General features: G+C 60.0%; 11 protein-coding genes. 5 read left to right on the forward strand and 6 right to left on the reverse strand.

Translation table 11 applies throughout. The annotated features are described in order from the left end of the window. Positions 1 to 160: 160 nt before the first annotated feature. Positions 161 to 1027: a YicC/YloC family endoribonuclease gene (locus tag ACP3PW_RS05075; protein ID WP_426415586.1), complete on the forward strand. Its 867-nt coding sequence runs from the start codon at positions 161 to 163 to the stop codon at positions 1025 to 1027. Here ACP3PW_RS05075 and ACP3PW_RS05080 read toward each other — a convergent pair whose 3' ends face one another. The 5 genes from ACP3PW_RS05080 to ACP3PW_RS05100 are packed head-to-tail and all read right to left on the reverse strand — an operon-like array spanning position 1028 to position 7135. Then, a complete protein-coding gene (locus ACP3PW_RS05080; RefSeq protein WP_426415587.1) occupies positions 1028 to 2434 on the reverse strand; it encodes an AMP-binding protein in 1407 nt (468 codons plus the stop codon). Further along, a complete protein-coding gene (gene menC, locus ACP3PW_RS05085) occupies positions 2422 to 3399 on the reverse strand; it encodes an o-succinylbenzoate synthase (RefSeq protein WP_426415588.1) in 978 nt (325 codons plus the stop codon). The genes ACP3PW_RS05080 and menC overlap by 13 nt, the downstream gene beginning before the upstream one ends. 8 nt (positions 3400 to 3407) lie before the next feature. Beyond that, a complete protein-coding gene (gene menB, locus ACP3PW_RS05090) occupies positions 3408 to 4262 on the reverse strand; it encodes a 1,4-dihydroxy-2-naphthoyl-CoA synthase (RefSeq protein ID WP_426415589.1) in 855 nt (284 codons plus the stop codon). 7 nt (positions 4263 to 4269) lie between these two features. Further along, entirely contained in the window at positions 4270 to 6012 is a 1743-nt protein-coding gene (gene menD / locus ACP3PW_RS05095) for a 2-succinyl-5-enolpyruvyl-6-hydroxy-3-cyclohexene-1-carboxylic-acid synthase (RefSeq protein ID WP_426415590.1), read from the reverse strand. Then, entirely contained in the window at positions 5984 to 7135 is a 1152-nt protein-coding gene (locus ACP3PW_RS05100; RefSeq protein ID WP_426415591.1) for an isochorismate synthase, read from the reverse strand. The genes menD and ACP3PW_RS05100 overlap by 29 nt, the downstream gene beginning before the upstream one ends. 503 nt (positions 7136 to 7638) lie before the next feature. On the opposite strand from ACP3PW_RS05100, the gene gmk reads away from it, so the two are divergent. From gmk to ACP3PW_RS05120, 4 genes are all read left to right on the forward strand, one after another. Continuing rightward, on the forward strand, positions 7639 to 8253 hold the full coding sequence (gmk, locus tag ACP3PW_RS05105; RefSeq protein ID WP_426415592.1) for a guanylate kinase: 615 nt from the start codon (positions 7639 to 7641) through the stop codon (positions 8251 to 8253). 93 nt (positions 8254 to 8346) lie between these two features. Continuing rightward, a complete protein-coding gene (gene rpoZ / locus ACP3PW_RS05110; protein ID WP_426415593.1) occupies positions 8347 to 8604 on the forward strand; it encodes a DNA-directed RNA polymerase subunit omega in 258 nt (85 codons plus the stop codon). 81 nt (positions 8605 to 8685) lie between these two features. Continuing rightward, positions 8686 to 10809: a bifunctional GTP diphosphokinase/guanosine-3',5'-bis pyrophosphate 3'-pyrophosphohydrolase gene (gene spoT / locus ACP3PW_RS05115; RefSeq protein ID WP_426415594.1), complete on the forward strand. Its 2124-nt coding sequence runs from the start codon at positions 8686 to 8688 to the stop codon at positions 10807 to 10809. 34 nt (positions 10810 to 10843) lie between these two features. Further along, positions 10844 to 11230: a RidA family protein gene (locus ACP3PW_RS05120; RefSeq protein WP_426415595.1), complete on the forward strand. Its 387-nt coding sequence runs from the start codon at positions 10844 to 10846 to the stop codon at positions 11228 to 11230. Here ACP3PW_RS05120 and ACP3PW_RS05125 read toward each other — a convergent pair whose 3' ends face one another. Then, positions 11231 to 12103 (reverse strand): SDR family oxidoreductase, encoded by an 873-nt coding sequence (locus ACP3PW_RS05125; protein WP_426415596.1) that lies wholly within the window; start codon positions 12101 to 12103, stop codon positions 11231 to 11233. Between the last annotated feature and the right edge of the window lie 31 nt (positions 12104 to 12134).

The following is a 12134-nucleotide window of genomic DNA, read 5'->3' on the forward strand; positions in this document are numbered from 1 at the left end:
GGAAACTGAAAGGGGGGCAGTATAGCGCCTGAGCGTTGTTTTGGCTGTGGCTCGATGCATTTTCCCCGTTTCCCTCCATGGGGTAGAATGGCGGTCCCGCCGTTTACCATAGGCACTGCGCATCGATTTGTGCGTACATTCGACTATCAAGGGAACATACATGACCAGTAGCATGACCGCTTTTGCGCGCCAGGAGGCACAGTTTGAATGGGGTTCTCTCACCTGTGAGATCCGCTCTGTTAACCATCGTTACCTGGAACCCAGCTTTCGTCTTCCAGAGGCACTGCGCGAGCTTGAATTTCCCTTGCGTGAAAAGCTGCGTAAAAGCCTGACCCGGGGCAAGGTCGAGTGTGGGCTGCGCTACCAGCTGGCCGCGGGTGCCGCCGGTGAACTGGTGGTCAATACCGATATTTGTGATCAGCTGCAAAAAGCCCTGAAACAGGTACAGCACAGCTTTTACGACTCTGCCCTCCCCGATCCGCTGGCGGTTTTGCAGTGGCCCGGTGTTTTGCAACAGCAAGAGTTCGATATGAAGCAGGTGCACAATGATGCTCTTGGCGTATTTGATCAGGCGCTTGAGCAGTTGATCGATGGGCGTGCGCGGGAGGGTGCCGAGCTGCGTGAATTTATAGAGCAGCGCTTGCAGGGCGTCAGCGACGAAGCGGACCAGGTACGAGCCCTGATGCCCGACATTCTACTGCGTCAACGTCAGCGCATGCAGCAGCGCATCGAAGAGGCCGGGGTGGAGCTGGACCCGGGTCGGCTCGAGCAGGAGATGGTGCTGATTACCCAACGCTCCGATGTGGAAGAGGAGCTTGATCGATTGCAGGTGCACATCACCGAGGTCTCCCGGGTCCTGAAAAGTGGCGGCGCAATCGGCCGCCGCCTCGACTTCCTGATGCAGGAGCTCAACCGCGAAGCCAATACCCTGGGTTCCAAATCGATCAACGCCGGCACCACCCAGGTGGCCGTGAACCTGAAGGTTTTGATCGAGCAGATGCGCGAGCAGATCCAGAACATCGAGTAACTACACCTGTTGCTGGGCCCACCGGGATAAGTGCTGGCGGCTGATCTTTAGCCCGCTGCGCAGTTCGGCGGGGATCGGGTAGAAGGCGCGCGGACGCTGGTGGCTGGCCAGTTGTGATTGCAACCATTGGCCCAGCGCGGTGCCGCCGTCGGCGGGGAAAGGTTCGACAAAACAGACCGCCCGGGCGCCGTATTCGGCGTCGGGCACGGGCACCAGATAGCACTCATCGATCCCGCCAAACTGACGAATGATCGCCTCCAGCGGCTCCGGCTGTACGTTCTCCCCGCCACTGACAAACTGGTTGTCGAGGCGGCCGATCACTTTCAGCGCTCCCGTTTTATCGAGCTGCCCCCGGTCGCGGGTGTGAAACCAGCCTTCAGGGTCCAGCGGCCGTTGCAGTTCTCCATCGAGGTAATAGCCCAGCCACAGGGTTTGGCCGCGCAGCAGAATCTCACCCTCCTCTCCCGCCGGTGCCGCTATGCGCAGTTGGCGATGGGGGAGTTCCGACAGGATACGCGATTCAGGGTTGAGGGGCCCCGTCATCACCTGTGAACTCATCTCCGTGAGCCCGTAGCTGATATGGCATTGCACGGTTTGTTTCTGTAGCCAGTCGAGCAACGCCTGTGGAAAAGCGCTCCCACCCAGGAGCAGGTGGCGTAGGCTGCCCTCCCCCAGTGTATGACCCTGTCGTTGCAGCCGAATCAGTTGGGTAGCCACCGCAGAGAGGTGAGTCACCTTGGGGTGGCGCAGGAAAAAATCGAGATCGCGACGATCACCCAGCACCAGTGCCGCCCCCGCAAGCAGACAGCGAAACAGGATGGCGAGGCCGCCGATATGGTAGAGCGGCAGGGTCAGGCCCCAGCCCTCCCCGGGTTTCAGGGGGATTACATGGTTGCTGCCCGCGGCGCTGTAGTGGTGATTGGCGAGACTGTGCAGAGCGAGTTTGGGGTTGCCGCTGCTGCCCGAGGTGAAGGTGCCGGTCAGCGGCGCATGGGGATCGAGGGGGGGGAACTCTACCCGGGGTGCCGGCAGATCCGCTGCGTCGAGGGAGAGCCGGTGGCAGCCGGGGGGCAGCGCGCCGCGATAGTTTTGGCCGATCAACCAGCGGGGCTGGGCGGTTGCCAGCTGCGCGTCGAGCTGGGCAGGCGGCAGGGAGGGGTTGAGGGGGATCACTACGCAGCCCAGCAGGCACGTGGCCCACAGGGTGCGCAGGGTGAGTCGGTTGTGCTCATCGATCAGTAGCAGGTGATCCCCGCGCCGGACGCCCTGCTGGGCCAGCTGGGTAGCGAGCACTTGGGATTGGTGGTGGAGTTCGGCAAAGCTGAGGGAGTGGGCACCGTCGATCAGTGCCGGCCGGGGGCCGTGGCGCGCGGCCGCCTGGGCAAGCGGGTCGGTCAGCTCTGCCACAGGGGCTCCAGTTGCTCAAGGCTCAGGGTCGGTTTAGCGGGGTCGCCGCCGCGCAGCAGGTTGCTGGCAAAGCACCCCAGGGTGTCGAGCCCGGGGGCCGAGTCGGGGGTGAGGCGAGCCGCAAGAGCCTGCAACTGCCCGATGCCCAGACTCGATTCGTAGCTGCTGGAGAGGATGCAGGTGATGCCCCGCCGAGTGGCCGTATCAATCTGCTTTTCCAGTTGCGCGATGGAGCCGGTGAGGCTGGGTTTGAGCACCAGGGCACGGATATGGCGGCTCGGGGGCAGTACAAAGTGGCGATCGCGCAGCGACTCATCGAGGGCGATACCCACACCGTACTCCTCGGCCAGTTGCAGGCTCTGCCCGAGTTGCTGGCAGGGTTCCTCCAGATAATCGATGGCCTCAACTCCAATCCATTGCGCCCACTCCCGCGCCTGGGGAAGCGTCCAGCTGCGATTGGCGTCGATTCGAAGTTTAAGTGTGGGACTAATTCTGAGCAGAGCGTGCACCATCTGCTGTTCTGCGGCGATGGGATAACGCCCGAGCTTGAGCTTGGCCAGCGATGGCCGTGCCCCTTGCCACTGCTGCCAGCGCTCGATGATCTGCGTGGGCGTGCCGCTGAGCAAGGGATACCCCTGCAGGGGAGACCCGCAGTGCGCGGGGGTAGAGTGCGCACCGGCCACCTCGTCCACCGCGCAGGAGAGGCCGAAGGCCACCGATGGGCTATCGACGGTTATCGGTTGCCCTGCGACCCAGAGTGGCAGCGTCTGCAACAGCTCTCGCTGGGCCTGCTGCAGGGTTTCGGGGCTGAAGCCGGGAAGCGGCGCGACCTCTCCGTAACCGCAGTGTTCACCCTGTTGCAACTGCACCACCAGTCCATCGCGGGCGGCGAGCCGCTGCCCTGCGCAGAGCGGTTGAGGCTCGAGGGGGATGCGGTAGCGGTAGAGAGCGGCACGGCGTGGCATGGTCTTGCCTAGGGCGCGCGCTTGAACTTGGTGAAGTCGGGCCGGCGCTTCTCCATAAAGGCATCGCGTCCCTCCTGCGCCTCCTCCGACATATAGAACAGCAGGGTGCTGTTGCCCGCCATCTCCTGCAGCCCGGCCTGCCCGTCGCAGTCGGCATTGAGCGCCGCCTTCAGACAGCGCAGCGCGGTGGGGGAGTTCTGCAGCATCTCGCGGCACCAGCGCACCGTTTCGCGCTCCAGCTCCGCCAGCGGCACGACCGTATTGACCAGCCCCATCTCCAGCGCCTGGGCGGCATCGTATTGGCGACACAGGAACCAGATCTCACGAGCTTTCTTTTGGCCGACGATACGGGCCATATAGCTGGCGCCGTAGCCGCCGTCGAAGGAGCCCACCGCCGGGCCGGTCTGGCCGAAGCGGGCGTTGTCTGCGGCGATGGTGAGGTCACACACCAGGTGCAGCACATGGCCCCCGCCGATGGAGTAGCCCGCGACCATGGCCACCACCGGCTTGGGGCAGGTGCGAATCTGGCGTTGAAAATCCAGCACGTTCAGGTGCTCGTTGCCGGCATCGTCCTGATAGCCGGTTGCGCCGCGGATCGACTGGTCGCCGCCGGAGCAGAAGGCTTTGTCGCCGGCACCGGTGAGAATGATAACGCCGACAGCGGCATCGTAACGGGCATCGGCCAGGGCGCGGGCCATCTCCTGTACGGTAAGCGGCCGAAAGGCGTTGTGCACCGTCGGGCGATTGATGGTGATGCGCGCGATCCCCTCACCCTTGTGGTAGAGAATATCCTCGTAACCGGCGCTATGGTCCTGCCATTGGATTGGGGCGGTCAGTTCGGCTTCGCTCATTCCGTATTTCATAGGGTCCTCATTGGGGGTTGGTTAGATAGTCGGGGGAGGCGAGCCGGCGCAGCTGGGTGGCTGTCTCCTCTCCATCGCAGGGGATCTCGATAAGGGTCGGAGTGGGGCTATCGAGGGCTGCCCGGTAATCCTGCTCGAATTGGTCAAGGCTGTCGACCCGCCGGTAGGCAACCGAAAACTGGGCGCTGGCCTGCTCAAACTGCAGCCGCTGGGGGCAACGGAAATGTCGCTGGCGCAGTGCACTATCCTCGATCGGCAGCGTATTAAATATGGCACCACCGTCGTTGTTGAGCACCAGCACCACCAACGGCAGCTCGCCGCGTAGCAGGGCCAGGGAGTTGAGATCATAGAGCAGCGACGTGTCGCCGATCAGTAGCGTGGTGCCGCCCTCGCTGGCGCGAGCAACCCCGGCGGCCGTGGCCAGTAAACCATCGATGCCGCTGGTGCCGCGATTAGCCAGCACCCGCACCCTGGCAGGCAAGGCACCGCTGAGTTGGTCGAGCAGGCGGATACTTAAACTGTTGCCGGCAAAAAGATTATGGGAGTGGGGTAGCAATCGGCCTAGTCGGTTCACCAGCGCCGGTTCGGATAGCTGATTCTGATCGGGTGGATTTCCAAAGTGCGCGCCCAGGCGCCAGCCGAGGGCCTGATTTATATTGGCGAGTGACGCATTAATAGTCGAAGCGGCAGTGGTCGAAACCCTTAGGCCATGGCACCAATGGCAGGGGGAGCTGCTGTAAAAACGATGCTGGTTCCTGCCGGGCGCCCGCGGGGTATCGCCTGGGTGGACGAGCCAGAACTGGTGCCACGGATGGGAGTCAACCAGCTCTTGCAGCCGTTTTGAGACCAGTCGGTCGCCGAACTGTAGCAGGTGTCGGGTTTGCTGAAGCAGGTCGAGGGCGGAGTCCTGGCACAACAGGAGGTCGCTATACTCGAGACTATCCGGATGGCCGCGTAGTTGAGACTGGATATCGCACAGCAGCGGCCAGCCCAGCGCCTTGGCGAGATTGGCGACGGCCAGGGCATCGGTTTCGCATTCGATGCGCCCGGCGACGATGATCCCGGGTACCGCGCTGAAACGCGCCCAGTCATCCGGCTTGGGGCGCTCAGAGAAAACAGCAGAATGGGACCCTCTCCAGGGGCGATCGCACCCGAGCCAGGACTTCAGTGGTGTTAGCACGGGAGAGAGATCGATCGCCGCGCCCGACGGGTAGAGGGGTTCGTCAAACATGCAGTTGATATGAACCACGCCGCCGGCCCTGCGTTGGGTGTCCAGCGCATCACTCAGCTGGTCCAGCAGTTGAGATACCGGTAGTTCGTCAGTGGGTGGTGGGAGGTAGAGGCTGTGAGCCGGGTAGTTGGCAAAGATGCCGATCTGGTCGATCGCCTGATTTGCGCCGCAATCGTGCAGTCTGGGGGGTCTGTCTGCGGTTAGCAGAATCAGTCTGGCGCCACTTAGGGCGGCCTCTATAAGCGCCGGGTAAAGGTTGGCAACTGCACTGCCGGAGGTGGTGATGATCGCGACCGGGCGTTGTTGGGCTTTGCTGATGCCCAGAGCAAGGAAGCCGAGACCGCGCTCGTCGAAGTGGTGGTGCAATCTTAGGCGGTGCTGGGCGTCGGCGGCGAATACCAGGGGTGCACTGCGTGAGCCGGGAGCAAGGCAGCAATCGGTGACCCCGTTTCGGGTCAGCTCCTCAAAAATGAGCGTCGATTGCAGCTCGTTAGGAGAGCGATGTATGGCGGGAAACATGTTCCTCTCCCGACACACAAAGGGATAGGGGCAGTGCTATTTTCTGGTCAAGTTCGGCCCATTCGGACAGCGGCTCTGATTGTGCGACGATACCCGCCCCGGCGAACAAGCGGAGCTCGTTTCCGCTGAGTTGTGCGCTGCGAATGGTGACCGCAAATTCGGCGCCGCCGGGGGCAAGGTAGCCGCAGTAACCAGCGAACCAACCGCGATTGATCTCCTCCCGCTGACTCAGGAATTCCCTGGCGGCGTTGGCGGGTAGCCCTCCGATTGCGGCAGTAGGATGCAGGGTATGGGAGATTCGGGAATCCGCAGGCATCGGATTGGCATGGCCCTGAATCAGTTGATGCAGATGCTGGATTCCCCGCTGCTGCAACACCGAGGTCTCACAGCGCTGGTTAACCCGGATACCAATGGATTCGAGCTTATGGCGAATGTCGTCGATGACCAGCTTGTGTTCATGCCGGTTTTTCTCGTCGCCGAGCAGCTCCCGGGACGCATCGCGCGATTGCTGTGCCTGATCCGGGCGGGGGGCGGTGCCGGCCAGGGCCTCGGTTAATAGCTGATCACCGCTGCGCTGCATCAAACGTTCCGGAGAAAGGCTAATAAAGCCTTTACCGGGAGCAGGCTCGAACACAAAACGGTAGCAGTTAAGGGCCTCGTCGCTCCAGCGACGGAAGAGTGCCCACAGGTTGGGAGCCCGTTGGAAACTCAGGGTGCTCTGGCGCGCCAGTACTACCTTCTGGATAGAGCCCTCCTCGATCGCCTGTTGCGCCTGGGCAACCAGTTCAAGCCAGCGGGATTCTTGCGGCTGGTGCACCACGCCTTTGTCAGGGATAGGCCAGGGTTCGGCGGCTTTACACGGGGCCATTTGACCAAGGCGGGCGAGGTGTTGTCCCAAGCCGTCGATGGTGTTGCGGGAGCCGAGAGTCACCCTCAGCGTCCAGCCGGCGGGGGTATGCTCCAACTCGATCTCGGGAATGTAGGAGAGGCTGCCGGGATAACCGGGCCAGCTTGTTTTTGCATCGAAGGCCTGCACACGCCAGACGCGACGGGCGTGGGCAGGAATCTCCCCTTCGGCGGATGGGGAAAAGCGGCAGGCCTCGCCAAGGGCCGCGGTCACCATCTGACCGTCGCGGGAACGCCATAGCAGGCGGGGATAGCAATCGAAGCTTTCGAGCCAGGGGATGACGCCCTCTTCCGGGATCGCTCCCAGGGGCTCCTCTAACTGCAGAAACGACTCATGCTCGGCGGTTGTTCCCAGGAGTTGAAGTCGTTGCTGAAGCTGTCCCGCAGCTCTGTGTAGCTCGTTACAAAAAGTGGTTTGATCGTAATGAGTGTTGATGTTCCGCGTCCTTGTGAAAATCTACCCGAGTGCGTGCTCGGTGCTTGCTATTGTAGCGGTTTCTTTTGGGTCGAATCCAACCCCCCTTTCAGGCGGGGGGTGATCTCGATCAGAATTTCACCGCCTTGGTCCGGTTATGATCGGTTGTCGGGGCGCGAGCGGTGCCAGATAGCATTAAGTCGCCCGTAGAGTGCGCTTCATGGTAAATTAGGCGGCCAAATTTCTGACCGATGGAGCATGTCCCGCCATCCGTGAGTTGAACGATAGCAAGGTATGAGTTGACTATGAGTAGAGGAACCCTCTTTATTGTGGCGGCACCGTCCGGTGCCGGCAAGACCAGTCTGGTAAAAGAGCTGGTGGACGGTTGCTCGCGTATTTTGGTGTCGGTTTCCCACACTACGCGTGCTGCCCGGCCCGGTGAGCTCGAAGGTAGGGATTACCATTTTGTTTCCCAGCAGAGGTTTCAGTCGATGGCTGACGAGGGAGCATTCCTGGAACACGCGGAAGTCTTTGGCAACCGCTATGGTACCTCCCAGCTCTGGGTAGAGGAGCGCCTCAAGGCGGGCGACGATGTCATTCTTGAAATTGATTGGCAGGGAGGGGCCCAGGTGCGTCGATTGATGCCCGATGCGGTCTCTCTATTTATCCTGCCGCCCTCCCGACAAACGCTGCAAGATCGGTTGCAGGGTCGAGGCCAGGATGATGCGCAGGTGATTGCCGCTCGCATGGCTGAAGCGGTTAGTGAAATGACCCACTATGTGGAGTTTGATTACCTCATTGTGAACGATTGTTTTGACACTGCACTGGAGGAGTTGCGTGCGATTGTGATCGCTCGCCGGCTGCGGCTGCAGGTTCAACGTGAAAAACATCAGCAATTGCTGACCCAGCTCTTGTCATGACTCTGGGCTGCTCGTAAAATGTGCAACCTTTTTGCTGGCGCCCTATGCTGGCTGATATGATTGTGCCTAACCCTATATAGTTGGAGTAATACCATGGCTCGTGTAACTGTTGAAGACTGCCTGGACCACGTGGATAACCGTTTTGAACTCGTCATGGTTGCCACCAAGCGGGCTCGCCAACTGGCGACCGGTGGTAAAGAGGCGATGCTGTCGTGGGAAAAAGATAAGCCCACGGTTATGGCGCTGCGTGAAATTTCCGAGGGCCTGGTCACCGAAGAGGTTTTGGCCGACAAGCCTGAACCCGAAGAGCTGATCGCTTTCGGAATGGACGAAGCGGATACTCTGGGCTGATTGACGGAGTTCTAATGACACACTCTCGCTGCCCCGCTCCTTTTTTCGCAGGATGTTTCGGCTGACTGCAGGAGGCGGCGATTGCCTACCATCGATGATCTGGCCCAGAGCCTTTCTACCTACCTAAAGCCGGATCAGATCAACCTTGTCCGTCGCGCGTACTATTACGCCGAGCAAGCCCACGACGGCCAGCGTCGCCGTAGTGGCGAACCCTATGTCACGCACCCTCTGGCCGTAGCCAGAATTCTGGCCAGCATGCACATGGACCATCAGAGTCTGATGGCGGCCATGCTGCATGACGTTATCGAAGACACCGGCATACCCAAGCAGGCAATCGCGTCCCAGTTCGGTGATGTTATTGCCGATTTGGTTGACGGCGTTAGCAAGCTGACCCAAATGCGTTTCGAGACCAAAGCGGAGCAGGAGGCAGAAAACTTCCAGAAGATGGCCATGGCGATGGCCAAGGATATCCGCGTTATTCTGGTCAAGCTGGCAGACCGGCTCCACAATATGCGCACCCTCGGAGTGATGCCCGCCGAAAATAAACGGCGTAAGGCTCGCGAGACCATGGAGATTTACGTTCCGATCGCCAATCGCCTGGGTATGCATTCGGTGCGGGTGGAGATGGAGGAGCTTTGCTTTAAAGCGATCTATCCGATGCGCTCGAACCGGATCAGGCAGGCGGTCAAGCAGGCCCGAGGCAATCGCACCGAGCTGGTTTCGGTGATTCGTGATGCGGTCAATACACGGCTGCGCGAACATGGTCTGGAGGGGTCGGTAACCGGGCGGGAAAAACATCTCTACAGCATTTATCGCAAGATGCGCAGCCAGCAGAAGTCCTTTGCCGAAATTATGGATGTGTATGCGTTCCGTATCATCGTGCCGACAGTTGATGACTGTTACCGGGCTCTGGGTGCGGTACACAACCTGTATAAGCCGTTTCCCGGTCGCTTTAAAGATTACATCGCCATCCCCAAAGCCAACGGCTATCAGTCTTTGCACACCACCTTGTTTGGCATGCATGGTGTGCCCATCGAGATCCAGATCCGTACCCAGGAGATGGAGGAGATGGCCAACAATGGCATCGCCGCCCATTGGCTCTATAAGTCGGAGGAGGAGGCGCTGGTAGGTAGTCATGCGCGCACGCGCCAGTGGCTGAAAGGGGTTTTGGAGCTGCATCAAAATGCCGGTGATCCCCTTGAATTTATTGAAAACGTGAAGATCGACCTGTTCCCTGACGAGGTCTATGTTTTCACGCCTATGGGTAACATTATGGAGATGCCCAAAGGTTCGACGGCGGTTGATTTCGCCTACGCGGTGCATACCGATGTGGGCAACACCTGTGTTGCCTGTCGCATCGATCGGCGTCTCGCGTCTCTTAGCCAACCGCTGCAAAGCGGGCAAACGGTAGAGGTGATTACTGCACCGGGTGCCAAGCCCAATGTCGCGTGGCTGAGCTTCGTTACTACCGGTAAAGCGCGATCAAATATTCGCCACTATCTCAAGAACCAGCGCCACTCCGATTCCGTTGAACTGGGTCGGCGCCTGCTTAATCGAGTACTGGGGAGCCTGAACGCATCCATGGAACAGATACCCCAGGAGCGTATCAATCAGCTTCTAAAGGATGCCGAATTCGATAATTTTGAGGCGCTGCTGGAAGATATCGGTTTGGGCAATCGCATGGCCTATATGGTGGCCAAGCGCCTGCTAGAGAATGCCCCCGGTGAAACCAAAGACCAACTTGATAACAGCAACTCCCAGCAACCGCTGACCATTCGCGGTACCGAGGGAATGGTGATCTCCTTCGCTCGCTGTTGCTGCCCGATACCGGGGGATCCTATCGTAGGCCACGTCAGCTCGGGCCGGGGGATGGTGATTCACTCGGAGTCGTGCCGCAACATAGGCGATATTCGGCACAATCCCGAGCGCTGCCTGGAGGTGGAGTGGGACAAGCAGGTTAGCGGCGAGTTTACCGTCGAATTGAAGGTTGAATTGGAGCACCAGCGCGGCATGGTCGCTACCCTCGCCACAGCGGTAACCGCCTCCGATGCCAGCATCGAGAAGATTAGCCTGGAGGAGCGGGATGCGCGCTTCTCGGTGGTCGAATTATTGATTAATGTGAGTGACCGCCTGCATCTGGCGCGCACAATTAAGAAGCTGCGATCCATCAAGGGTGTCAATACTATTACCCGTACCCGGGGCTAATGCCCGGCACTGTATTCGATTATCTGGAGATTTTATGAGCAATAAGCAGATCATTACGACCGAGCGTGCCCCTGCCGCTATCGGCACCTATTCCCAGGCCGTCAAGGTCGGGACAACGGTGTACCTGTCCGGCCAGATCCCACTGATCCCTGACACCATGGAGCTGGTGGATGGCGATTTCGAAGCCAACGCAGAGCGCGTATTTAAAAATCTGGAGGCGGTTGCAGAGGCGGCCGGCGGCAGCCTCAAGGATATGGTTAAACTCAATATTTTCCTCACGGATCTGGGCAATTTCGCCAAGCTCAATGAGGTGATGGCGCGCTACTTCGAGGAACCCTATCCCGCCCGTGCCGCTATCGGTGTAGCCGAACTCCCCAAGGGGGTTCCGGTGGAAATGGACGGTGTGCTGGAACTCGCCTGATTAACCCTTTGCGGCACGCTGCTCCAGCAGCGCGCCGTACCCAGCGCGAAAATCGGGATAAAGGAAACGATAACCCGTTTCCAGCAGACGCTGGTTGCTGCAGCGCTTACTGGGTATGGAGCAGGGTCGCTTTTCGGTAACCGATAGCTCGACCCCCAGCTGCTTTGCCAGCCAGTCAAGTACCTCGTCCATCGCGCAGGGCTCGCTATCGCTGCCAATATAGAGCGGCGCAACCTCCTTGCCTTGCCAGTCTCGCTGAATAAGGTGACTCAGGATTCCGGCGCAATCATCGCGATGAACCCGGTTGGTTATTGGCGCCGGCAGATATTCGCACCCCTGTCCGTTCTGTGCCCGTTGTATCAGGCGTTCCCGGCCGGGGCCATAGATGCCTGAGAATCGAACGCTGGTGGAGAGGAGCGTAGAGCTGGCCAATAGTTGCTCCGCTTCGAGCATGCGTTGGCCGTTGAAGGCCTGGGGCTGAGTTGCCGAGCTTTCGTCCACCCACACTCCATTGCCCTGGTGATAGACCGCGGTGCTGGAGGTGAACAGTAACCGTCTCGGAGGCTTGTCCAGCGCGGTCGCTGCGGCGATCATCGCTTTAAGACCCTCGACGTAGGTTTGCCGATAGCCGGCGTCGCTGCGCTCGTTGGCGGCCCCGGTAAAGACCAGATAATCGAGCCCCAGGGGCAGCCGTTGCCAGCTCGCCGGCTCGTTAAAGTCGCCCTGCACCGGTGTTATCCCGGGCGCCAGACAGGCGGTGTTGCGTCGCATTCCCCAGACGTCGTATCCGTTTTTAAGCAGCTGCCTGCCCAGCTCATTGCCGACATCGCCACAGCCGACAATAAGAACTCGCGGAGAGTAGGCTTGGGTCATCTTTTTTGCTCCAAAAGGGGGTGTTATCGGT

The organism is Aestuariirhabdus sp. LZHN29, assembly GCF_049985285.1.
Lineage (GTDB): Bacteria > Pseudomonadota > Gammaproteobacteria > Pseudomonadales > Aestuariirhabdaceae > Aestuariirhabdus.